A 22,815-nucleotide genomic window follows, 5' to 3' on the forward strand; every position below is an offset into this window, starting at 1 on the left:
GGGCAGGCAGACGGGAATGAGCGGCAGCAGGCATAACGGCCCCCCTTCGAAGGATGGCGGCGTGCAAGACGCTGCCAACCGGGTTGATGAGTTCAAGAAGGCGACCTCCTCGGTCTTCCGTTCCATGGCGGGAACGGCAGAGGCTCAGGTGGCATTCCAGCCCGGCCCATCGGCGCTGATGGGCCGGCGTGCGCGGCTGCCGATGCCGACACGCGCCTTGCCGCCTGCCGAAATGGCCAAATTGCGCGGGGCTGCCGATAGTCTGGCCTTGCGCCTGCGCCACCATGACGAGGTCGTGCATCAGAACCGTCTGCCAACCCAGCCGGAGGCGCGGGAAGTTTACGACGCGCTGGAACAGATGCGGGTGGAAGCCGTCGGTAGCCGTCATATGGCGGGGGTCGCCGCAAATCTGCAGGCCCGCTTGTCTGATGAATGCGAGACGGCTGGCTGTGATCGCATGACCAAGCGGGATCAACTCCCGCTTTCCCGTGCCCTGTCGCTTCTGGCGCGGGAAAAGATGACCGGTGAGGTGCCACCAGCTTCAGTGCGGCATGTGCTCGATCTGTGGCGACCGCAGCTTGGCCCGGCAGTGCAGGATGCGCTGGCCGATCTGGTGTTGCATCAGGATGATCAGACCGCTTTTGCGCGGGTGACACGGCGGCTTCTCTCGACGCTCGATCTGGAGCCATCTTCCTTTGATGAAAGCCAGCCGGACTCGCAGGAGCTGGAAGAAGGCGAGGACGAGGATCAGGGCGAGCAGTCCGGTGCGCAGGATAATGCGCCGGATGGTGAGGGCGAAAGCCGCAAGGAGCAGGATAGTATGCTCGGCGCCAGCCCGCAGGAGCTGGAAGAAACCGACTCCCGCGAGGAAACCGCCGATATCGGCTCGGATGAAGCTGCCGGAGACGGGGAGGACAGCCCGGGTGGCCCTCAACAGCGGCGGGACGTACAGGATGATCCGAACAATACGGTCTATCGCGCTTTCACGCAGGCTTATGACGAGGAAGTGGCGGCCGAGGATCTGTGCGATTCCGATGAGCTGACGCGCCTGCGGCAGATGCTGGATCAACAGTTGCAACATCTTCAGGGCGTGGTTTCGAAACTCGCCAATCGTCTTCAGCGTCGCCTGCTGGCACAGCAGACGCGGTCATGGACGTTCGATCTGGAAGACGGATTGCTGGATGTCAGCCGTCTGGCGCGTGTCGTTGCCAATCCCACCGTGCCGCTCTCCTACAAGCGGGAGCGGGAGACGGAGTTTCGCGATACGGTCGTCACTCTCTTGCTCGATAATTCAGGCTCCATGCGTGGACGGCCAATCACGGTTGCGGCGATGTGCGGCGATATTCTGGCGCGCACACTGGAACGCTGTGCAGTGAAAGTCGAGGTGCTGGGCTTTACAACCCGCGCCTGGAAAGGCGGTCAGAGTCGGGAAGCCTGGGTTGCCGCTGGAAAGCCGCGTCTGCCCGGACGGCTGAACGATTTACGTCATATTGTCTATAAAGCGGCTGATACGCCATGGCGCCGTGCCCGCCGCAATCTCGGTCTGATGCTGCGGGAAGGGCTGCTGAAGGAAAATATCGACGGCGAGGCTCTGCAATGGGCCTATCGTCGATTGCTGGCCCGGCCGGAGCATCGCCGTATCCTGATGGTGATCAGCGATGGCGCGCCGGTGGATGACAGCACGCTTTCCGTCAATCCGGGGAACTATCTGGAACGGCATCTGCGTGATGTGATCCGCGAGATCGAGGGGCGCAATGCGGTCGAACTGGTGGCGATCGGCATCGGCCACGATGTCACACGCTATTATCGCCGCGCCGTCACGATTGTGGATGCGGAAGAACTCGGCGGCACGATGATGCGGAAATTGTCGGAACTGTTCGAGGAGAATACCCGGCGGGGGTAATTTTATTCCACCATCAGTAAAAATCACTTTTACAGATGGTGAAAATCCAATGTTTTAAATCACATTGGGTAAATGCTCTGATTCGTTACGCGCTGCACAACAGCGTTGAATTTGGAGAGGAAAGCTGCATTGGTGTATGGTAGTGCAGCTTGACGCGCAGCCTTTCCCAGTTTGATGCGATAGTCAGGGCATGTGATCATTGTGGCGATCATGGCTGCCAGCGCTTCAGGATTACGAGCAGGAAACATGAGGCAATTGGTGCCATGTTCAAAAACGCCATCGTAACAAGGTAAGGCTGAGAGGATCAGCGGCCGCTCAAGAAGCGCCGCTTCATAAACAGCAAGTGCTTGTGTTTCATTATATGAGGCCAAGCAAAATATATCTGCTGATGCCATGCAAGCAAGAAGTTCATCATCCTCTAAATTTTCAATAATTTTAAACCGCTTTCGATTACTGTTAAAAATTTCTACAGCATCTTCTTCCATATTGAATATTTTTCCACATATGATACATTCTATATCCACATCTGCGGAAAACATCGACACAGCTTTGATTAAATCTTCCGCCCGTTTACGGCCTTCTACAGTTCCTACTTGAACAATCCGGATGGCAGTCGTCTTGGGAAGAATTTTAGGGAGCACAATATTATTAATATCTATTGTAATGCCAAATGGGCAAACGTGGATTTTATTTTCAGGTAAATGGCGTATGAAAGTCTGGAGCACTTTCCTTTGGCTTTCTGTATTAAAAATAATAGAGCCAGTATGAGATCTGATGTGAGATAAGGCTTCTCGCAGAGGAGGGTGATCACATAGCATCATGACGGCTATATCACCTTCATTGATAAACCAGATGATTGGCAGCTGTGGAGGAATAGAAGGAATTAGTTCTCCTGTGGCAATTGTATTGAAAATTGCCAGATCAAAATTATTTGGATCACAATTACTCGATATAGGTACATCCAGGGATTCAAAATAAGGCAGCATTGCTCCTGGCTCAGGTATGGCCGGAAAAATTTGAAGATTATGACCAAAATCTTTTAAATCTTTCGCGAGTCTAAAAAAAGCTTTGCTTGATCCTGTAATCGTAAATTCGTGATTAAACATGAGTATATTCATTTTGGGCAAAATCCAACCTGCTCGCGTATTTCAGAATTTAGAGAGTCAGCTATGCCCTGTTTAAGGGAATATTTATGATATTTCGATATCAATTCGTTTTGCCAATCTAACGGCGGTGTGTCCGGCACTGGCCCGCAGGCTTGGCATTACTAGGAGGCAGTCATCATAAGGGGTACGCACGGTCTTATCCCCGTCATGGGCGATCAGCGTACCGGCATGGGGAACAGTGTAGCCACCTGTAAAAGGCTGCGTAAACGTGAAATGACCTGTTTGTGCCATGATGGTATGCGTTACACTCCAGCATGGCGTCAGTGAAGGTGGTTTCTGCTGTGGAGGGATCATTCCCAGCGCTGCAAGCAGGTTGAGAACAATCTTGTGCAAGGTAGCGACGGTTTCGGAATGCCAATGTTGTCCCCCTTCAATGAGGAGGGCTGTGCGATTGGTGCCGATTTCCGAGAATGGTCTGTAATCGATTAGCCTGCGACCGGAAGCATGTCCATCATCGGCGATCGGTAGTGCTGGGTCTCCTGCCCTCCGTCCCAGCTCCAGCCCCTGTCTGTTCCGTCCGCACAGGATCAATGGTCGTGACGGCCACAGCATCGAATGCAGATCAATCAGAACGTCGGCTGTGTCGATGAGCGGCTTAATTTCTCTGGCGCGGCATAGTTCATAAGCTTCTTTTCGGCGTGCATCGCTTGCAACAGGGGAGGTCTCCAGCAGGTCATTTTGCCAGACCCGATTGAGATCCTCATCCACAAAACGGCTGGCAATAGGTTGTCGAGGATCGAATCGAGCGAAAGCGGCCAGATTGGCAAAACCGAATGTCAGTCGTCCCTGCAACGGACGGATCCCTTGCCTCAGCAACTGGTCCAATACGATGGCCCCGGCAATTTCATTGCCGTGAGTCAGGGCGACCAGAACGACATGCGGTCCAGGTCGAGGCCCGGTGATGCTGGTAAAGCCCTGTATACTGGTATTGCCGGTGATCCACGGATCAAGGTCTGGCGTCTCCAGCCGGACGGTCAATTCAGGGATCATGGCAGAGGTGGTCTGCATCATGGTTATGGTCTGAATCGGCGGAGGATCGGTCGGGAAGAGTCCATGATTGAAAATCCAACAGGATCGAAATGATTGCAATCAAGGTGGTGATTTTTTGCGCCAAAAAACACTGCTTTTGCACTGGCCTTGATCCAGTGCATTGACGCGTTGATCCACGCACCGGATAGGAAGGACATGGTTGCTTCGTCTGTTGCTACAACCCCCGTTACGTTGCCTGCCACGCACAGCTCCTCCTTCCCTGTGGGGCATGTGGGGTCTGCCGTGTATCCTGTTGCTTGGGCCATCTCGGAGCCTTATGCAGGTTTACAGGCCCAGATCAGAGGTATTGCGGAGGCGGTGGGGTTGGCCCCTGAGATACGCGCCCTGAAGGCGCGGGGCGTCTGGAAAAACCTTTCCCCCTCACTATGGCCGATGCCGTTGCGCGCGATAGAGCCGGAGGCGTTGGCGGGTGCGATGCCGGAGATCATCATCGGCGGTGGCGGCATGGCGGCCCGGATCGGTGCGGCGCTTAAATCCCGGTATAAGACAGGGCTTCGTGTGGTGCAGGTCCAGCATCCGCGCATGAATCCGGCCCGGTTCGATGTCGTGCTGGTGGCGGAACATGATGGGCTGACCGGTCCCAATGTTCTGGTGACCCGCAATGCGCTGCATGGCGTGACGCCACGGCGTCTGGCCGAGGCAGCGGCGATATGGGCGCCACGGTTTGCGCATCTGCCTCGCCCGCTGGTGGCCGTACTGGTGGGTGGCTCTAATGGTCGCTACCGGCTGGATCGTGATGTGGCTGTGGCGTTGGGGGCTGATCTGGCGGCAATGATGCAGGCTGACCATGTGGGGATCGCGCTGACTCCGTCGCGCCGTACCGCGCCGGATGCTGTATCCGTCCTGCGGCAGGCGCTTGAACCGCGAGGTGGATGGGTCTGGAATGGCGAGGGAGACAATCCTTATTTCGGATTGCTGGCCTGCGCTGACGCTATCGTGACGACCGAGGACAGTGTCTCCATGGTGTCGGAGGCGGTGGCGACCTCAGTGCCGGTTCTACTGGCGCGGTTGCCGGGTCGTTCGCGCAGAATCGGCCAGTTCAATGATCGGATGATGGCCTGCGGCCGGGTCAGGCCGTTTCGCGGACGGCTGGAGCAATGGGCGACAAAGCCGCTGGATGATACGCCTGCGGTGGCAGCAGAGCTGCGCCATCGTCTGAATATCTGAGTCAAGGATCGGAAGACGGGTATGCTGGATATCAGAACCTTCGATAACCGCCAGGGTGGCAACGTTCTCTACAAGGCGCTGGCGCATCCTCTGGCGGCGGAGGCAGCCTCTCGTCTGACCCGTCAGTTGGCGGGCAAGGGGAAAGTCGCCGTCTTCGATCCCGAGGGAATAGCCCGGACCCTGTTCGTCATGCTGCCCGAACTGCCGCCGGTGGAAGCGCTCTATGTGCAGGATACGGAACGCCTGCAGGAGCAGGATGTGCGTCCGGTGACCGATCTGCCCCGCAGCGGCGCGAAGATCGTGCTGGCGGCGACGTTCGATACGAGGCGGCTGGCCGACCGTCTGGACTCTCTGATGCCCGAGGGGGCGGAACTGGTCACACTGGAGGATATCCGTATCCCGGAGGCGCTGCAGACCGCCCCGCGCTATCTCGACAGGCTGAATTTTGCGACCAATTTTGCATTTTTCCGGGAGCAGAATGGCCTTTCCACCAGATTGGTCACCGCCAATTACTGGGCCGGATACGGTGCAAACTCGGTCCGGCTGTGGCTGCGTCTGTTTGCGCAGGATGGATCAGTGCTGGCAACATGGGAACAGAAGGTGCCTGCCGGTCCCGGTGGTATCGTCATTGACAGCCGCGAGGTGAGGGCACGCTTTAATCTGCCTGAATTCACCGGCCAGCTTTTCATCCATGCCATCGGCGTTGCCGGGCATGATGTGGTGAAATACGCCGTGGATACGTATGGCGGTGGTTCATTATCCTGCACGCATGATGCCAATGCATGGCCGTCTGAACGCTATGCCGGTCTACCCGCCCCCCGTGAGGATGAGCGTGTGATCCTGTGGGTGCAGAACAGTCATGCCGTGCCGATTCCGGCGGGAGCCATCGCGCTGGATCGCATGGGTGCGGAAAAACCGGTGGTGCTGGATAAGGTCATTCCCCCATTCGCGACCGAGGCGCTGGATGTCGCTGCGCTGCTGCCCGGGATATATTGGCCCGCACAGGTAGAAATTCTTGCGGGCCGTCATGTGGTCAGACCGCGCTATGAGGTGATCCGCGGTGCATTGACCCGCATTGCGCATCCGAATGTGGAGCGCGCCGATCTGCGGCCCGATCCGGGTATCCGTGCCCTGTCGCCATTGCTGGGGCGGGGCTATCTGCTGCCATTCCCGATCATGCCGCGTCGGTATTTCCGCAGTATCGCCCAGCCGACCCCGATGGCGCATGAGCAGAACTCCCTGCCACTCCGGCTCGATTTGTTCGCCCCGGATGGCCAGAAAGTGGCGGAGCATTTTCTGGGAAACCTGCCGCGTCACCATGATCTGGCGCTCGATCTGGACACTCTTCTGCCGGAGGACGCCCTGCCGGAGGGCGGTCATGGCGAACTGGTCTATGATTTCCGTGAGGGTGGGGAGGCCGATGGCTGGCTGCACGGCCTGTTCCGTTACGAGCATCGCGTCTCCGGTCATGCGGCGGAGACCAGCTTTGGCGCGCATATCTACAACACGGCGATGACCTATCGCGGGGAGCCGCAATCCTATTCCGGGCCGCCACCGGGCCTGTCCACGCGGTTGTTCCTGAAACTGGGGGCGGACGGGCTTGAGAGTTTCGCGCATCTGATCTACCCGGCTTCCGCCTCATGGCGCGCATTGTCCTGCACATCCCTGCTGCTGCATGATGCGGAGGGCAAGATGATTGCCGAGGAATCACTTGCGATTCCCTGCTCTGGCAGCCATGTGGTGCGGCCACACCGGATTTTTGGTCCGGCGCTGATGGATGCAGCGGGAAGGGGCGGGTATGTGCTGATCCGTGACCGAACCTGCCGGCTGTTCGGCTATCACGGTCTGGAACGGGCGGATGCTTTCTCGCTGGATCACATGTTCGGATTCTGACGCTCCCCCTGTTGCTCCCTGGCGAAGTCTGGCCGGAGCGCTCCGGTTATAAAGAGGAACGGATATTGCCTGCCAACGGGAATTCTCCGGTCGCGGTTGAGCTGATCGCGGTGCTGGCGGCGGTCTCCGATGGCGATCCGCAAGTGCTGACGGTGCAGGAGGGGCATGCCCTTCCTTCCGGCCCGTTTGAGGAAGGGCATCGTTCCCTTCAGGCCGGCACACGCTCCTGGGTGGAACGGCAGACCGGCCATCCGCTGGGATATATCGAGCAGCTTTACACTTTCGCCGATCATGACCGTGCGGGGGATGGGCGCCGTGCGATTTCCATTTCCTATCTCGGGCTGACCCGCATGACGGAACGGCAGGTGGGCCGGCGCAACTGGTATGCCTATTTCCCATGGGAGGATCGGCGCGAGATGGGCGGGATCGCGCTGGGGGCAGAGATTGCCCGCCGTCTGGAAACCTGGATCGCCGGGGCGGATGGTATGCTCCGCCAGCAGCGGACATTGCGGCGCGATGCCGCTTTCGGCACCGGTGGAGAGAAATGGAACGAAGAACTCGTTCTGCAACGCTACGAACTTTTATACGAAGCGGGGCTGGTGGCTGAATCCCGCGCGCCCACTGCCGGGCGCGTGCCGGGGCTGTCGATGCTGTATGACCATCGCCGTATTCTGGCGACGGCAATTGCCAGGCTGCGGGCAAAGATCAAGTATCGCCCGGTGGTGTTTGAACTGATGCCGGATGCTTTTACCCTTGGCCAGCTTCAGGTGGCGATGGAGGCTTTGGCCGGACACCGCTTGCACAAGCAGAATTTTCGTCGCCAGATGGAGCAGCAGGAACTGGTCGAGGAAACCGGCGCTATGGCAGCGCAGACAGGTGGCCGTCCTGCGAAACTGTACCGCTTCCGGGGTGCTGTGATGCGGGAGCGGAGTATGGCTGGTTCCAAACTGCCCTTGGCCCGGGTGCCCTGAGTGTTTCAGCTTGTCGGGTATCGGGATCGGAGCAGAAATAAAAAAGGGAGCATATGAATGGCCGGAAAAATGCTGGATTGGGCTGCCTATCGCGGCCAGTTGGGCGGCGAACTGGGAAAGCTGGCGAAGGTTAACCCCGATGTCCTGAAAGGCCACGACATTCTCGCGGCGGCGGCACCGTCGCCGAATGTGCTGGATGCCAAAACAAGGGAGCTGATCGCCCTTGCCGTTGCCGTCACGACACGCTGCGATGGGTGTCTGGCGTTCCATACCGAGGCGGCCCGTAAGGCGGGTGCAACAAAGGAAGAAGTGGCTGAGGCTTTGGGGGTTGCCATTGCCCTGAATACCGGTGCGGCTCTGGTCTATTCTGCCCGTGCCATGGATGCGTTTGGCGATCAGTCCGAGGACTGAGCCGGCGTGAAAAGCTTGCCGCCGCTCGCATGTGGAGCCGGTGGCAAGCCGTCCATTGACCCGCCTTGTGTTACACGGGCAGATTGGTTTTCGCGCAGGGTGTGACGCTGGGCGAGGCGAGCAGACTGCGACGATCTGTAACGAGGCTGGCTATAATGAGGGCTGGAGCGTATGCAATTATTCAAAGCCGGGCTGATCATGGGAATCCTGCTGGTGTCCAGCCATGCCCATGCCCAACTCAATCCATTTTACACCAGCGTTGACGGTTCAGCCCTCAATAAGAGCGACCTTGCCACTCTTGGTAAGGCAGCGGGACCTCTCTTCGGAAACGAGCCTCTGTTCAACGGCTCAACCCAACCGTGGTCCAATCCTAAGACCGGTAACAGCGGCACGCTGACCCTGGTTGAGCAGTACCAAAAGGACGGAATGTCCTGCCGAAAAATCAGGTATGATGTGATGCTGAAAAGGCGCAATGCCCCAAATGTCTATACGCTGGACTGGTGCAAGACAGCGCAAGGTGTGTGGAAAACACGCTGATTTCCAGCCGTACTAGGCTGTATAAAGGGGGCAGCGACCGGATTGGTCCTGCCCCTTTTCTGTCTGTCATGGGCGGGTCAGTGTTTCGACCATGGCATAATCCTGCCGGTAATAATGATGGATAATCCGGCGGGCTTCGGGGGTAACCTCGACCATTGTAGCCTGGGACGGGTTAAAGGGCTTGCGGAATATGGCTGCTTCTTCTGCCCCGACCAGATCGGCCATCGCATGATGTAACTGACTGAGTTCAATGGCGTGGGAATAGCGGATCGGATGTAGATGGCGATACTGCGGCACGACATGCGGATCGCCGTTCAACGATGCAAAAACAGCAAATTTCTCAAATGTTGACGGCTCTTCACGCATGATGCGTCGATATCGTGCGATCAGATCCTCTGCATTATGCCGGTCAAGAATTTTATTGCGAAACAGGCTGACGAGGCGTGCTTCAGGATCGCGCCAGACAAAGATACGGGCGTCGTAATGGCCGAATGGCCAGATTTTGTATTTCCGCGGGATATGCCCGATGCGTATTTCGGGATCGAGACCCATCGCAGCTTTGAAGCTGCTGCACCCGTTTTTGCGAATATAAGCGTACAGAATACGCTTTCCGCCCAGCATGAAGGTCAAATGCTGTCTGCCGGGACGGAATCGCCCGCGATTGTCGAAGGGCATTGTTGCGGTCGAGGGGGGCGGGCGCGTCGTCAGGGGGGATGCTCCGGTGCTCAGATGAAAGAGCCCGAAGCTATACGCGTGCAGGGTGTAAGCTATTGATATGAATTGAAACGATATGTTGCTGGATCGGGTTCGCCTCACTTTTATCAGCAAATATGGAAAACAGCTTGACAGCATTATGCTCACTTACAGCATAATGCTGTCAACAAAGGCCGATCTTTTATCTTAATATGCTCAAAAAGAGCATAATAGGAGGCGTGCTTGCTGGATTCGATCGAAAACGTTTCATCGCTTTACGACCGTGTAAAGCGCGTCATTCCCCCGATGGAATGGCCTGCTTTTGAAGGCGATATCGAGGCGATTCTACGACTGAAGCGGGAACGCAACGCGGTGATTCTGGCGCATAACTACCAGACGCCGGAAATCTTTCACTGCGTGTCTGACATTGTTGGCGACAGCCTGAAACTGGCACGGGAAGCGCAGTTCGTCGATGCGGATGTCATCGTGCTGGCAGGCGTGCATTTCATGGCCGAGACGGCAAAGCTGCTTAACCCGTCCAAGACCGTGCTGATCCCCGATATGGCGGCTGGCTGCTCACTGGCTGACAGCATCACGGCGGCTGATGTGCGGCTGATGCGGGAGCGTTATCCCGGTGTTCCGGTGGTGACCTATGTCAACACCTCGGCGGCGGTGAAGGCGGAGAGTGATCTGTGCTGCACGTCCGGCAATGCACGGAAAATCGTGGAGCGGCTGGCGCAGGAAGGCCATGAGCGCGTCATGATGATCCCGGACGAGTATCTGGCACAAAACATAGCCAACGAAACCGGCGTCAACATCATTACCTGGGCGGGGCATTGCGAGGTGCATGAGCGCTTCACGCCCGAACAGATCAGGGAGTTGCGGGCGGAAAACCCCGGTGTCGTCGTGCTGGCGCATCCGGAATGCCCGCCGGATGTCGTGGCGGAGGCCGATTATGCGGGCTCGACCGCGGGCATGTCGGATTATGTGGCGCAAAACAAGCCGGGCCGTGTCGTTCTGATCACGGAGTGCTCGATGAGTGATAATGTTGCCGTGCATCACCCGGATGTGGAATTCGTGCGCCCGTGCAATCTGTGCCCGCATATGAAACGGGTCACTCTGGCCAATATCCGGCACAGTCTGGAAACGATGACCCATGAAGTGACCATCGATGCCTCTGTCGCTGACAGGGCGCGCCAGGCCGTGGAGCGCATGCTGGCGATCTGAACCGCTTCGACCCGATTGGCCGTTTCCTCATGCCGGCACTGTTGGAGTCCAGACATATGGATCACTCATCCCTCGATGGGCGGGTTGTCATCATAGGGGCGGGACTGGCCGGGCTGATGACGGCCTTGCGGCTGGCTCCTGTTCCCTCTGTCGTGCTGAGCGCTGCTCCATTGGGGGAGCAGGCTGCAAGTGGCTGGGCGCAGGGGGGAATTGCTTCCGCACTCGGCCCGGATGATTCTCCGGCATTGCATGCTCAGGATACTCTGGCGGCTGGGGATGGCCTCTGTGACCCTGATGTGGTGGCCCGGATCACCGCTGCTGCTCCGGCAGCGGTGGAGGCGCTGGCGGAGCTTGGGGCGCGGTTCGATCGGGATCAGGCTGGCGCTTTCAGGCTGGGGCTTGAAGCCGCGCATAGTCGTCGTCGCATCGTCCATGCGCAAGGCGATGGCAGCGGACGAGAGGTTCTTCGAGCCGTGCTCGCGGCAGCCAGAAGCGAATCGTCGATAACGCTGCTGGATTGTGCGCGGGCGGTGCGGCTGATCACCGTCAATGGTGCCGTGGCCGGTTTACTGTTTGTGCGGAACGGATCATTTCACTGCATCCGCACCGGTCGCGTGGTGATTGCCTCCGGCGGCGTCGGCGGTCTGTATGCCCATACCACCAATCCGAAAGGAGCAACGGGAGCGGGGCTGGCCCTTGCGGCGCGGGCCGGAGCGTTGCTGGGGGATATGGAGTTCGTGCAGTTTCATCCCACTGCCTTTGATGCCGGACGGGATCCGATGCCGCTGATCAGTGAGGCTGTCCGCGGTGAAGGTGCGGCTTTGATCGACGAGACAGGAGAGCGTTTTCTCCCTGACGATCTGGCGCCCAGGGATGTGGTATCGCGTGGTGTTTTCCGGCATCTCGTTGCAGGTCATCGCGTTTATCTTGACGCAACAAAGGCGGTCGGTGCCCGCTTCCCGGTTCGCTTTCCGGCTATTGATGCTATTTGCCGGGGGGCAGGTTTCGATCCGTCAGTGCAGCCAATACCGATCCGTCCCGCTGCGCATTACCACATGGGTGGTATCGTGGTGGACAAGGAAGGCAGAAGTTCCGTCCCGGGTCTGTGGGCGTGCGGTGAGGCGGCGTGCACAGGGCTGCATGGAGCCAACCGGCTGGCAAGCAATTCGTTGCTGGAGGCTGCCGTCACCGGTGGCTGGGTTGCGGAGAGCATCGCGGCGCAGACGGCTGCGCCTGTTGCGCCACTGTTGCCAGCGCCTGCCATGCCTGACGCGATCACATGTGGTGCCGGCGATGCTGTGCGTGCCGTGATGAGTCGAGATGTTGGCGTTCTACGCAACCATGCGGGACTGAGTCGGGCAATTGCAGCCCTTCGTCCACTTGCGGAGCATGATGATGCGGCGTTGATCGGGCTGATGATTGCTGATGCTGCGCTGGCCCGGAAAGAAAGTCGCGGGGGTCATGCGAGGGATGATTATCCTTCGACTCTGCCTCTATTCCGGCGTACCGACTCCGCCGTAACTGTGCTGGCCCGTACCGCCTGTTTGATGAACGCTCAGGCCAGACCGGATAGTCCAGCAGTGCTGAAACAGGAGGCATCATGACCCCTTTGCCCGATCTGCTGCTGGAACCACTGGTCCGTGCCGCGTTGTTGGAGGATCTGGGCCGGGCAGGAGATATTACCACGGATGCCGTGATACCGGCGACGCAGACTGCGCGCGTGGCTTTGCAAGCACGCCAGCCTGGAGTCATTGCCGGGCTTGATCTTGCCAGGCTCGCTTTTCACCTGGTGGAGCCACGGATCCATTTTTCTATCCATGTTCCCGATGGTGGCCGGGTGATGCCTGGTGATGCCATTGCCACCATTGACGGCCCTGCGCGGGGGTTGCTGACCGGGGAGCGTGTCGCCCTTAATTTTCTGGGACATTTGAGTGGTATCGCGACGGCAACGGCCGGAATTGCCGATGCGATTGCCCATACCAAGGCGCGGATATGCTGCACGCGAAAGACGACACCCGGACTGCGTGCCGTCGAGAAATATGCAGTGCGTGCCGGTGGCGGCAGCAATCATCGCTTCGGTCTTGATGATGCGGTATTGATCAAGGACAATCATATCGCCATTGCCGGAGGTGTGGCGACAGCCATCAAGCGGGCGCGTTCCAGCATCGGCCATCTGGTCAAAATTGAGGTCGAGGTGGATACACTGACGCAGCTGCATCAGGTGCTGGAATACGATATTGATGCCGTACTGCTGGACAATATGGATCCGGCCACGCTGAGGCAGGCAGTAGGGATCATCAATGGCCGCGCCATTGCTGAGGCATCGGGGCGGATTACGCCGCAGACAGCACCAGCCATCGCTGAAAGCGGGGTAGATCTGATTTCAGCTGGATGGCTGACTCACAGCTCTGCGGTATTGGATATCGGGCTGGATTTTCTGGATTGACGACTGGTTTTCAGTGATCAGAAAGGTCGTTTGTGGCGGATGCGTTCATCCGCCACAGCATTGATATCATGCGGCTATTTTCTGTCCGTTTTCCAAGGCACGTACCAGGGGGATGACCTCCTCTCCGAACGCCTTCAGCTCCTCCTGGAAATGAAGGAAGCCGGTCAGGACAAGGTCTACACCAAGCGATTTCAGAGTGAGGATGCGTTCTGCAATCTGTTGCGGCGTGCCGATCAGATTGGTGCGGAAGCCGTCATTGTACTGCACCAGATCTTCAAACTTGCTGTCCTGCCACATACCTTTTCCATCCGGAGATGACTGACCGGCCTGTTTAACGGCAGTGCCGAAGGCCTCGACCGCTTCCTTGTCTGCAGCGCCAACGATGCGGGCAAGCTCTTGGCGGGCTTCCTGTTCGCTGTTGCGTGCAATGACGAAAGCATTGACGGCAAATTTTACAGTTCGGCCGTTTTCCGCTGCCAGAGCACGGACCTTGGTGATTTGCTCTTTCAATCCATCCAGGCTGTTCCCGTTCATGAAATACCAATCGGAAACCGCACCTGCGTTCTGCTGTGCTGCACTGGAATTTCCGCCCTGGAAAATCTCCGGATGTGGTCTGCTGAGTGGTTTCGGATTGAGTGTGAAATCGTTGATCTTATAGAACTCACCATCATAGCTGAAATGGTCAGTGGTCCATATTCCCTTGAGAATATCAATAAATTCACGGGAACGGCGATAGCGCGCCTCATGATCCGGCCAGCCAAGCCCCATGGCTTCCTGTTCGCCCTGAAACCATCCGCTGACAATGTTGACCGACCAGCGGCCATTAAAAAGATGATCGGCTGTAGCTCCGATTTTTGCGACCACTGCCGGATGCCATGGTCCAGGCAGAATAGCAGTGATCACGCGCAGCTTTTTTGTCGCCCCCAGCAAAGCGGCTGAAAACGTTGTGCTTTCATGTTGGGATTCAGCACCATAGCTGCCGATGAAGCGAATCTGCGTCAGAGCGTAATCGAAACCGACTTCTTCTGCCGTGCGTGCAAGCTCGACATTGTAGTCAACTCCCCAATGTGTTCGCTGGGGAATTTTACTGACGACCAGACCGCCGCTGACATTCGGTACCCAGTAGGCAAATTGTAACTGGCTCATTGTCGTACTCTCAGCTCCAGGCGTGCAGGGGAGGGTTGATGCCATTCAGGTAGTAGTTGCCAATGGCCGCATATTTCCAGCGCACAGGATCATGCAGCGTATGAGTCCGCGCATTCCGCCAGTGGCGATCAAAATTGTATTTGCCATCCGTGGAGGAGGTTCCCCCCAATTCGAACAGTTTATTGGTGGCTTCAATAGCGATTTCTGTTGTCAAAACCTTTGATTCGGCCGTGATAATCTGCGCACGGGCCACGGTATCCGTGGTCGGATTGGCGACAGCCTCATCAATGGCGTGGCCTGCTTTTTCCAGTATGGCCAGTGCGGCATTCAGACGAATCTGAAGGGAAGCAATTGTCTGAATGGTGTAGGGATCTTCCCAGGCATTGTCCTGTCCAGCGTCAATCCAGGGACGTGCTTTCTCCCGGACGAACTGGATGGTGTCCTTGATGGCGGCTTCGGCGATGCCGGCATCAACAGCAGCCTGAATGATCTGGAAGATAGCGCTTTCCGCCTGCACCGTGGCCGGATCATAGGCTTTGAAACCGGCGATCAGATGGGTTTTGGGCACCCTGACATGATCGATCAGCACGGTGCCGCTGGCTGTGCCACGCTGCCCGAAAGCAGACCAGTCATTGATAACCGTCAGGCCCGGTGCATTGCGATCAGCAATAGCATACCAGGCGCGGTTCTGATCATCCAGCGCTACAATCGGCACCAGATGCGCCAGCAATGCTCCGCTGGAATAATATTTGCGTCCGGTGACAATGACATGATCGCCATCATCGGTAAAACGCGTGACGAATTCGGCAACGTTTTTGGTGCCCCGTTCCGAGAACGCATTGCCGAGACGTGTGCCGCGCAGGATTTCCCCGAACAGGATCGTTTGTTGTTCCGGTGTTCCGTTGGCGCGAATGGAGAAAACAACACCGAGATGATTCTGCGTGATCTGCCCAATGGAGGGATCGGCTGCGGAAATAGTCCTGATCACTTCAGCCACGGTTGCATAGGAAACATCTGCACCACCGAAAGCGCGCGGTACATTGATCGCCCACAGCCCGGACTGGGAGTATTCATCCAGCTCATCGCGGGGAATGGCCGAATGACGGTCTCGTTCCGATGCACCTTCCGCAAAACGTGCGGCAAGGCGGTGAGCGACTTCGATTGCCTCCGCATCGCTGGTAATGACATAGGCAGGTTGAGCCGGCCGGGGCACGCCGGGAACGCCCCGCTCCCCGCTTCCTACCCGATGGGGCGTGGAAGTTGTGTCTGGGATCGATGCGGTCCGCAGGCTTGCAGGATCGAGTTCCGTCACGCTCATGATCGGCTCCGGTTATTTACTTAATTTTGCAGTTTAATTTTTAAGATACGATAATCAAAGTGCATAACGGTCGACTATGCAAGAGGGAATTTAAAAATTATGATGATTTTGGAAAATAACTAAATATAATAGTGAAATTGATCTGGAATTTGCAAGCGATGCTCGTGCAGCCTCAACCCGTACAAGAAACACAGCCCAACAGCGGCCAGGGGTTCTACAGACATATTGCCCTTATCGGTTGCGGTCTGTCCGGAGCTGCTTTTCTGGCTCATCTTATCCGCGATCATCCTGATTTTTCAGGTAGTATCACGGTGCTAGAGCCTTCAGAGAAGCTGGGGGCCGGACTGGCGTATGGCACGTCTGATCCTGTACATCGTACCAATGTGGCGGCAGCCCGCATGTCGCTTTTTCCCGATCTGCCCGATCATTTTGATGCATGGCTCAGGCACAGAAACGTGCCGCAGTATGATGCGCATTCTACTATGGATGATGGAAGAATATACGCCAGAAGGTCGGTATTTGGGGATTATGTCGATAACACGGTCCGCTCGGTTATCGAAGCCGCGTCTGGAAGGGTTATGGTCCGTCATCTCCGGCTGCGTGCTGTTTCGGCCTCCCGGAATCATGCTGGCAAGTCTGGCTGGGGGATTACGCTGGAAGATGGATCGCTCATTAAGGCGGATATTCTGGTGTTGGGCGTCAGTCACACCGCGCCTGACTTGCCCGCAGCGCTTCGTGGATTGGCAGGGGAAAAGGGGCTGGTAGCTGATCCGTGGCAGCCCGACGCACTGGCGGATATTGCGCCGGATGCGCCGGTTTGCATTATCGGCACCGGGCTGACGGCGTGTGACGTGATTGCATCGCTGCGGGCGCGGGGGCATCGGGCCCCTATGACAGCTTTGTCCCGACGCGGATTACTGCCGCGCTCACGGACTCTTCTGCCGGTCGAGGCTGCTGGAGATTTCAGCACTGAGCCAGCCCAAACGGCCTCAGCTCTGCTGCGTCGTATTCGCCGCACCATTGCCGCTGGTGAAGCACAGGGGCGCCCATGGGAGGATGTGATTGACGCCCTGCGTCTTCAGGCTCCCATTGTATGGTGCGCTCTGAAGACAGTGGAAAAACAGCGCCTGTTACGACATGCACGGCCATTCTGGGATGTGCATCGTTTCCAGTGCGCCCCTCAGATCGATGCCGTGGTCAGACAAGGGCTGGAGGAGGGCTGGTTGACAGTATGGGCGGCCTCATTGGTTTCGGTGGATAGGGAGGCATCCGGTGACATTGTTATTACCTTCCGCGCACGGGGGCAGTCAGAGACAAGCCGTATGACTGTACGGGCCGTTGTGAACTGCACCGGCCCAGGCCATCGCTCGGTGGTAGAAGCCCATCCGGTTCTGCATGCGTTGGCGGAGCAAGGTGCATTACGCTCCGACCCTTGCCGTCTGGGTATTGATGTGGATTGGGAAAGCCGGGTGCTGGATCATGCCGGTACGGCGTGGCCAAATGCCTTTGTCGTAGGGCCGCTGGCCCGTGGCACACATGGGGAACTCATGGGACTGCCGCAGGTCACAACCCAACCGAAGGCGGTAGCGGCTACGGTTGCAGCGCTCGCTGCAAAGGGTATTGCCCATGATGTCCCTGCTGACACAGAGGTATGATGTGTAGGGAGAGGAAAAGACGGGACATGTCATCCGTTTTTTCCTCCCTCTTGGTGAGATACTTATCTGTGGTTGGTATCCACCGTCATCGTATGCAGCAGAATTGCGACATTGCGATCATCCGCCGAATACATGACAGATGATGGTTTCACTGCATCAGGCAGCACAAATTTCAGGACAACGACGCCGCTTTTTTCCTTGTCCTCTGACGGAGCCGGGATAGTGGCTTCGAACCGGTCATCCCAGCTGCTTGTTGTGAACCAGCCGAGGAAATGCTGATTGGCGAATAATCCGATGTGCTGCCTGTCATGATGTCTGGCAGTGAAAGCAGCCAGACTAAAGGAGAGATGAACCGGATAGGTAGCTCCTTCAGGCAAACGGAAACGGATCCATGCATTGTCTCCGTCGCTCCATGTGCCTGTTGCTTCCGGATTGGACCATCCTTTGCCGAGCAAATGGAGGCCCTCTCCCTGTGCACCGAATGAGATTGCTTTCCCGAGGGCGATCGGCGGCAGATTTGCGGCGACTGCAGCCGGGTCTGTCCAGATGGAGTAAGGCCAGACCATGATAGTATTGTCTTTATAATGCAGGGTACGGGCCGGTGGTCCGAACTGCTGCACAGCCGTTTCCTTGCAATGGCCGGCCTTTCCGCAGTCGAACCAATGATGCGGGACGATCAGAAATAGATCCTTTGTGTTCGGCGGGATATCGCTGGCCTCGTACCAGGTATCCGAGGTTTGAGCGCCTCCTTCTGTAATATGGCCGCTTATAGCTTCCGCATGCACGGAACGGAGCGTGATTTTTCCGTGGCTGACCCAGTGCACCGCATTGGCGCTGTCTTCTCCATAGGGACCATATCCATACGACAGCCCGTTTTCCACGAGGAAGTTGCTCAGCCCATCGATGAGCTGCGTGTCTGTTTTTAAGGGATGAGACCAGTTCTCTCGTCCGCTGAGCAAGCCGGATATGACCATAAAGACCGCATAGGTTGTCAGTCCGTATCGTTGCCATGCCGCCATATCGGCCCGGCGTCGTGAGGCGAGGCTGACACCGGCAATAATCCATAATGCGAAAGGGGCAATGAAAAAGCGCAGGGACTCAAAAGCCGGATCAGAGAAGACCAGCAGGAACAGCACGAGAATGGCCGGATAGGATAAAAGCGCGGTCGCGGTGATAAATCGCAGCTGGGGAGATGTCCGATCCATCAAACTGCGCCGCAGAGGGAACAGCAGGATGGTGGTTGCGATGACAAAGGCGATACAGGCAATGATAGCGGGCAGAGAGAGTCTGTCTGTCAGCGCACTATGCCCCAGCGGAACCGGATTGAACCATGCGGGGACAATCAGCAGAGCGGTTTTGAGTGCTGGCCATGCCCGCTCGGGAGAAAAGCTCATTTGCGGAGCTGAGGAAGCAAGAAACGTCGCCTGACCGAAAATTCTGGTGCGGTCCAACTCAAGGGCACCGGCAAGGGCTATAGCCAGTGCGACAGAGACGATTTTTTCCCGTATTCCCGAACCGGTGATCAGCACCCATCCGCAGGCAGCTATGGCAGGCAGCAGCATGGCCCCGTTCAGCCAGGGGTCCGAAAGTCCCCCGATCATGAAGGCCAGAACTGAAAGGAGAGTATAGCCCGCATGTCCCCATCCGTTGCGGGGTGTCAAGGCACAGCAGGCTGCCAGCAATCCGGCCAGCCCCCAGAACAGTGAAATATTATGGCTGACAGGATGGGCGAGATATCCGGGATGAGCCACCGCAGAGCAGTCTGCGGCCAGCATCAGTGCGGTGGCTGTCAGCCCGGCGAGGGGTCCTGCCAATCTGGCTGTCAATATACCACCCATGGCGCAGAGTGCCACAAAGACGGCCCATCCTGCCCATGCCGGGCTCAGTGCTGCCGGGCCTATGGTTTCGAAAGCGGCATAATAAAAAGGGTAGAGAGAAAACAGCCAGTTATCCTGGGTAGCATGCCATGAACTGATAAAGGATAGCCCGTTCTGACGAATACCCTGCCAGACGACATAGGGGGCTGCGTTATCACTGTCGAACCCGAACGCATCAAAGCTTGTATGCAGGCTCGACCAGAGTGCCGCGAGGATGGCAATCATCAGGCCGCCCAGTAATGCTTTATGGCGAAAAGAGCGATTCAAAACAGAACCTCGATACGAATAAGGATCAGAGCAGGGACGGAAACGGAATGGAGCCGACTACTATCGTATAATCCGGCTCCAAGATATTCTCTTCTGCGGCAGATCAGGACGCAGGAGACTCGATGCCGCAACGATCCCGTTTATCGCCCCGGCTATTATCCTCTTGGACATCCCCAGTCTTGCGGCGTGTCGTATTGCGGCAGGGCATGGCAGCGGGACTGGCTTCGCTGGGATTGTCATTACGACCCTCGCTTGCCGGGCAGGTAACGCAGTCTACATCCTTTGATGTCGAAACGCTGGAAGAGAGGGCACGCAACCTGGCCAGCCAGCCTTATGTGCCCCCGTCGCAGCAACTGCCTGAAACGCTGGAAGGCCTTGATTATGACCGGTATGGCAAAATCAGATTCCTCTCTGATCACGCCTTGTGGCATGGGCATGGTGAGCGGTTTGAAGCAGAGTTTTTCCATCGTGGCTATCTGTTCAAGGATCGTGTGGCCATCAATGAGATCGTGGACGGCATCAGCCATCCGATCCGCTATGATCCTTCATGGTTCGATTTAGGCGATATCTCGCCGCCGGAGGATGATATCGGGCTGGCCGGTTTCCGTATTCTGGCCCGTTTCCCCGGCACTTCCCCTCGGAACCGAAAGGAGATCGCGGTTTTTCTGGGGGCGAGTTACTTTCGGGCCGTAGCGCCAGGGCAGAATTTTGGTCTGTCAGCACGTGGACTGGCTTTGGGCAGCGGTGAAAGCGGTACGGAGGAGTTTCCGGTTTTCCGGGAATTCTGGCTGGAGCGTCCGGAACAGGATGCTGATCATCTGGTGATTTATGCGCTGCTGGACGGTCCTTCCATCACGGGCGCCTTCCGGTTCGTGTTGCGTTCCGATGCCGAGACAGTGATGGATGTTGATTCCGTCCTGTTTCCGCGGCGAGATATCGCCAATATCGGCATCGCGCCGCTGACCAGCATGTTCTGGTTCGACCCCAGCTATCGGGTGGGGGTGGATGACTATCGGCAGGCGGTCCATGATTCGGATGGTCTGCTGATCCATACCGGTGCCGGAGAGACAATCTGGCGCAGCCTTGCGGATCCGGAGACGGTGCAGCTTTCGTCTTTTGCCGACCACTCTCCCCGTGGTTTCGGACTGATGCAGCGTCAGCGGGGCTTTGATGCTTATGAAGATATCGGTGCCCGCTATGATTTACGCCCCTCTGCCTGGGTGGAGCCCGATGAAGATTGGGGGGAGGGGGCTGTGCATCTTGCCGAACTGCCGACCGGCACGGAATTTCAGGATAACATTGTCGCCTTCTGGCGTCCGACCGCACCGTTGAGGGTTGGGCAGCAGTATCGCTACGCTTATCGTTTACGCTGGTGCGATGATATCTCGGCGCGCACTCTGGCAAGAGTGGTTGCATTCAGGGCCGGTGCCAGCGCCGATCCCAAACGGCGGTTTTTTATGCTCGATCTGGCGGGTGGCGATTTAAGAGCAGATGAGAAGATGCTGGATGCGATGGCGCCTCCCGCATCACCTCGTCAGTGTGCCACCATGCTGGTGCCGGAGGTGATATGTTCAGCGGGGCAGCTCAAATGGGCCGAGATCAAGCGTGTCCCTGCCTATCCGGTGGCATCGATGCACGGCATGCGACGCTCCGGCGTGGCGCTTTATCGTGTGGGGTTCGAACTTGAGCCCGGTGATGCATCTTTGGTCGATCTGACAGTTCGGGTCAGGCGAGGTGGAAAAGTGGTTTCGGAGACCTGGATGTATCGCTGGACAGCGAAAAATCATCCCAAGCCTTGACCCTTGGAATGACCAGGTAGCCTCCCTAAAAAAGCTCGGATATATTCTGGAAAGGACTGAGCAGGTCACTGAACACGACCTTGCAACTGCACTCTGTATTTAGACCGGGACAGTCTTTTCTTGCAGCATTGGCAGGCTTAACGGCACTGCCATTAATCGCCAGGGAACGGCTGGTATGACAATCACGACCGAATAGCCGGGAGCTGCCAGCAAACAGTTTTGCAGACCACTCTGCCAATCGCAGAGTGTTGAAAACTGGCTAATGCATTGAAATAATGGCGCGCCCGGAAGGACTCGAACCTCCAACCCCCAGATTCGTAGTCTGGTGCTCTATCCAGTTGAGCTACGGGCGCCGCGCTGACGGGGGCGATGTAGCCTGACTGTCATAAGGGCGCAAGAGCCAGCCCGATATTTTTTTTGAACCCGTAGACAATGCAGCATCGTGCAAAGGATATGGCTCTTTTCGAAGCATATTGACAATATTCTGGCCTGTAAAAAATATATTTTTACCTTCTTTCATGTATTTAAAAGGTAAAGAACACTTTTGACTGATTCAATAATCAGTGAAATATCGCTTTCCCGTGACAGACGATGATTGCCATCCCGGATCAGCGTCACGACAAGATCAGGAACACTTCCGTCAGGGCGGGTAATGGTCTGGGAAAGAAGGGTTGCGGTTTCCCACGGAACCTCGTGATCTTCCTGCCCTTGCAGCAGCCTGACGGGGCAGGACAGGGGCAGAGGTGCATTCAGCAGCAGATGTGTGCGCCCATCCTCGATCAGACGTCGTGTAATCGGCACAGGCGGTCCGTAGGGATTGGGGGCCATCAAGACGCCTTCTCGAAGCAGGGTTTCGCGTTCCTCTGCCGGCATGACATCCCACATCAAGCGCTCGGTAAAATCCGGAGCAGCAGCGATTCCGACCAGCCCGACAACACGATCACCAAGCTGCCGGGCCGCCAGCAACGCGATCCACCCTCCCATGGAGGAGCCAACGAGGATCAGTTTGCCCTGCACGGTTTTCTCAATCACGGTCAGGGCATCGTTCAGCCATGTGCCGATGCAGCCATCCTCGAATCGTCCGTCACTCTGGCCGTGGCCGCTGTAATCCAGCCGGAGCATGGCCTGTCCCTCAGCCTCACACCATGCAGCAAGCCGCAGGGCTTTTTCTCCCTCCATATCACTCCGGAATCCCGGCAGAAAAACCACAGTGGGATTGCGCCCCGCATGGTGATGTGCCGCCAGTCTGATACCATCTGGGCGGACGATCTGGCTTGCTGTCATAAGGG

18 protein-coding genes and 1 tRNA gene are annotated in these 22,815 nt (G+C 57.2%); 11 read left to right on the forward strand and 8 right to left on the reverse strand.

Translation table 11 applies throughout. The features are described from left to right. The first annotated feature begins 16 nt into the window (after window positions 1-16). A complete protein-coding gene (cobT, locus tag GbCGDNIH6_RS03270; protein WP_072562826.1) occupies window positions 17-1,903 on the forward strand; it encodes a cobaltochelatase subunit CobT in 1,887 nt (628 codons plus the stop codon). A 59-nt stretch (window positions 1,904-1,962) separates the two neighbouring features. On the opposite strand, the gene GbCGDNIH6_RS03275 is transcribed toward cobT, so the two are convergent. Together GbCGDNIH6_RS03275 and GbCGDNIH6_RS03280 are read right to left on the reverse strand one after the other, a co-directional pair. Next, window positions 1,963-3,009 carry a glycosyltransferase family 4 protein gene (locus tag GbCGDNIH6_RS03275; protein WP_157692308.1) on the reverse strand — a complete coding sequence of 349 codons (1,047 nt, stop codon included), beginning with the start codon at window positions 3,007-3,009 and terminating at the stop codon, window positions 1,963-1,965. Window positions 3,010-3,093: 84 nt separating this feature from the next. Beyond that, a complete protein-coding gene (locus GbCGDNIH6_RS03280; protein WP_232449938.1) occupies window positions 3,094-4,080 on the reverse strand; it encodes a M14 family metallopeptidase in 987 nt (328 codons plus the stop codon). A 174-nt stretch (window positions 4,081-4,254) separates the two neighbouring features. On the opposite strand from GbCGDNIH6_RS03280, the gene GbCGDNIH6_RS03285 reads away from it, so the two are divergent. From GbCGDNIH6_RS03285 to GbCGDNIH6_RS03305, 5 genes are all read left to right on the forward strand, one after another. Continuing rightward, window positions 4,255-5,286, forward strand: a complete 1,032-nt coding sequence (locus GbCGDNIH6_RS03285) for a mitochondrial fission ELM1 family protein (RefSeq protein ID WP_232449940.1) — start codon at window positions 4,255-4,257, stop codon at window positions 5,284-5,286. A 21-nt stretch (window positions 5,287-5,307) separates the two neighbouring features. Beyond that, window positions 5,308-7,179, forward strand: coding sequence for a hypothetical protein (locus GbCGDNIH6_RS03290; RefSeq protein WP_072562828.1), 1,872 nt, complete (start codon window positions 5,308-5,310; stop codon window positions 7,177-7,179). A gap of 11 nt (window positions 7,180-7,190) precedes the next feature. Next, window positions 7,191-8,150, forward strand: coding sequence for an NUDIX hydrolase (locus GbCGDNIH6_RS03295; protein WP_232449942.1), 960 nt, complete (start codon window positions 7,191-7,193; stop codon window positions 8,148-8,150). A gap of 69 nt (window positions 8,151-8,219) precedes the next feature. Next, the gene (locus GbCGDNIH6_RS03300) at window positions 8,220-8,561 is read left to right on the forward strand and encodes a carboxymuconolactone decarboxylase family protein (protein WP_072564303.1); all 342 of its coding nucleotides are present in this window, start codon (window positions 8,220-8,222) and stop codon (window positions 8,559-8,561) included. 171 nt (window positions 8,562-8,732) lie between these two features. Continuing rightward, window positions 8,733-9,098 carry an RT0821/Lpp0805 family surface protein gene (locus tag GbCGDNIH6_RS03305; RefSeq protein WP_025286150.1) on the forward strand — a complete coding sequence of 122 codons (366 nt, stop codon included), beginning with the start codon at window positions 8,733-8,735 and terminating at the stop codon, window positions 9,096-9,098. Window positions 9,099-9,164: 66 nt separating this feature from the next. On the opposite strand, the gene GbCGDNIH6_RS03310 is transcribed toward GbCGDNIH6_RS03305, so the two are convergent. Continuing rightward, window positions 9,165-9,719 carry a sulfotransferase family 2 domain-containing protein gene (locus tag GbCGDNIH6_RS03310; protein ID WP_232450034.1) on the reverse strand — a complete coding sequence of 185 codons (555 nt, stop codon included), beginning with the start codon at window positions 9,717-9,719 and terminating at the stop codon, window positions 9,165-9,167. 315 nt (window positions 9,720-10,034) lie between these two features. Between GbCGDNIH6_RS03310 and nadA the strand changes: the two genes are divergently transcribed. From nadA to nadC, 3 genes are read left to right on the forward strand one after another with little or no spacing between them, the layout of a single operon-like run. Next, window positions 10,035-11,018, forward strand: coding sequence for a quinolinate synthase NadA (gene nadA, locus GbCGDNIH6_RS03315; protein WP_196768620.1), 984 nt, complete (start codon window positions 10,035-10,037; stop codon window positions 11,016-11,018). A gap of 56 nt (window positions 11,019-11,074) precedes the next feature. Further along, on the forward strand, window positions 11,075-12,622 hold the full coding sequence (locus tag GbCGDNIH6_RS03320; RefSeq protein WP_232449944.1) for an L-aspartate oxidase: 1,548 nt from the start codon (window positions 11,075-11,077) through the stop codon (window positions 12,620-12,622). After that, window positions 12,619-13,464 (forward strand): carboxylating nicotinate-nucleotide diphosphorylase, encoded by an 846-nt coding sequence (gene nadC / locus GbCGDNIH6_RS03325; protein ID WP_011631349.1) that lies wholly within the window; start codon window positions 12,619-12,621, stop codon window positions 13,462-13,464. Before GbCGDNIH6_RS03320 ends, nadC begins: the two co-directional genes overlap by 4 nt. A gap of 66 nt (window positions 13,465-13,530) precedes the next feature. Here the strand turns inward: nadC and sfnG are convergent, their stop codons facing one another. Both sfnG and GbCGDNIH6_RS03335 read right to left on the reverse strand, forming a co-directional pair. Then, window positions 13,531-14,610, reverse strand: a complete 1,080-nt coding sequence (gene sfnG / locus GbCGDNIH6_RS03330; protein ID WP_072562831.1) for a dimethylsulfone monooxygenase SfnG — start codon at window positions 14,608-14,610, stop codon at window positions 13,531-13,533. A gap of 10 nt (window positions 14,611-14,620) precedes the next feature. After that, on the reverse strand, window positions 14,621-15,928 hold the full coding sequence (locus GbCGDNIH6_RS03335) for an SfnB family sulfur acquisition oxidoreductase (protein ID WP_095413376.1): 1,308 nt from the start codon (window positions 15,926-15,928) through the stop codon (window positions 14,621-14,623). A 158-nt stretch (window positions 15,929-16,086) separates the two neighbouring features. Between GbCGDNIH6_RS03335 and GbCGDNIH6_RS03340 the strand changes: the two genes are divergently transcribed. After that, entirely contained in the window at window positions 16,087-17,583 is a 1,497-nt protein-coding gene (locus GbCGDNIH6_RS03340) for an FAD/NAD(P)-binding protein (RefSeq protein ID WP_081369938.1), read from the forward strand. 62 nt (window positions 17,584-17,645) lie between these two features. On the opposite strand, the gene GbCGDNIH6_RS03345 is transcribed toward GbCGDNIH6_RS03340, so the two are convergent. Further along, entirely contained in the window at window positions 17,646-19,727 is a 2,082-nt protein-coding gene (locus tag GbCGDNIH6_RS03345; protein ID WP_157692310.1) for a hypothetical protein, read from the reverse strand. A 179-nt stretch (window positions 19,728-19,906) separates the two neighbouring features. Between GbCGDNIH6_RS03345 and GbCGDNIH6_RS03350 the strand changes: the two genes are divergently transcribed. Continuing rightward, on the forward strand, window positions 19,907-21,526 hold the full coding sequence (locus GbCGDNIH6_RS03350; protein WP_157692311.1) for an OpgD/OpgG family glucan biosynthesis protein: 1,620 nt from the start codon (window positions 19,907-19,909) through the stop codon (window positions 21,524-21,526). 276 nt (window positions 21,527-21,802) lie between these two features. Here the strand turns inward: GbCGDNIH6_RS03350 and GbCGDNIH6_RS03355 are convergent. Next, a tRNA-Arg gene (locus GbCGDNIH6_RS03355) sits at window positions 21,803-21,879 on the reverse strand. Window positions 21,880-22,042: 163 nt separating this feature from the next. Then, entirely contained in the window at window positions 22,043-22,810 is a 768-nt protein-coding gene (locus GbCGDNIH6_RS03360) for an alpha/beta fold hydrolase (RefSeq protein WP_072562834.1), read from the reverse strand. Window positions 22,811-22,815: the final 5 nt, after the last annotated feature.

The sequence above is a fragment of the Granulibacter bethesdensis genome, from assembly GCF_001889525.1.
Taxonomy (GTDB): Bacteria; Pseudomonadota; Alphaproteobacteria; order Acetobacterales; family Acetobacteraceae; genus Granulibacter; species Granulibacter bethesdensis_C.

Excerpts from the sequence above, each read along its gene's own strand:
- GbCGDNIH6_RS03300 (WP_072564303.1), top strand. The coding sequence starts at position 8,220 with ATGCTGGATTGGGCTGCCTATCGCGGCCAGTTGGGCGGCGAACTGGGA.
- GbCGDNIH6_RS03290 (WP_072562828.1), top strand. The coding sequence starts at position 5,308 with ATGCTGGATATCAGAACCTTCGATAACCGCCAGGGTGGCAACGTTCTC.
- GbCGDNIH6_RS03275 (WP_157692308.1), bottom strand. The coding sequence starts at position 3,009 with ATGTTTAATCACGAATTTACGATTACAGGATCAAGCAAAGCTTTTTTT.
- GbCGDNIH6_RS03360 (WP_072562834.1), bottom strand. The coding sequence starts at position 22,810 with ATGACAGCAAGCCAGATCGTCCGCCCAGATGGTATCAGACTGGCGGCA.
- GbCGDNIH6_RS03280 (WP_232449938.1), bottom strand. The coding sequence starts at position 4,080 with ATGATGCAGACCACCTCTGCCATGATCCCTGAATTGACCGTCCGGCTG.
- GbCGDNIH6_RS03285 (WP_232449940.1), top strand. The coding sequence starts at position 4,255 with ATGGTTGCTTCGTCTGTTGCTACAACCCCCGTTACGTTGCCTGCCACG.
- nadC (WP_011631349.1), top strand. The coding sequence starts at position 12,619 with ATGACCCCTTTGCCCGATCTGCTGCTGGAACCACTGGTCCGTGCCGCG.
- GbCGDNIH6_RS03335 (WP_095413376.1), bottom strand. The coding sequence starts at position 15,928 with ATGAGCGTGACGGAACTCGATCCTGCAAGCCTGCGGACCGCATCGATC.
- GbCGDNIH6_RS03340 (WP_081369938.1), top strand. The coding sequence starts at position 16,087 with ATGCTCGTGCAGCCTCAACCCGTACAAGAAACACAGCCCAACAGCGGC.
- GbCGDNIH6_RS03310 (WP_232450034.1), bottom strand. The coding sequence starts at position 9,719 with ATGCTGGGCGGAAAGCGTATTCTGTACGCTTATATTCGCAAAAACGGG.
- cobT (WP_072562826.1), top strand. The coding sequence starts at position 17 with ATGAGCGGCAGCAGGCATAACGGCCCCCCTTCGAAGGATGGCGGCGTG.
- GbCGDNIH6_RS03320 (WP_232449944.1), top strand. The coding sequence starts at position 11,075 with ATGGATCACTCATCCCTCGATGGGCGGGTTGTCATCATAGGGGCGGGA.
- GbCGDNIH6_RS03305 (WP_025286150.1), top strand. The coding sequence starts at position 8,733 with ATGCAATTATTCAAAGCCGGGCTGATCATGGGAATCCTGCTGGTGTCC.
- sfnG (WP_072562831.1), bottom strand. The coding sequence starts at position 14,610 with ATGAGCCAGTTACAATTTGCCTACTGGGTACCGAATGTCAGCGGCGGT.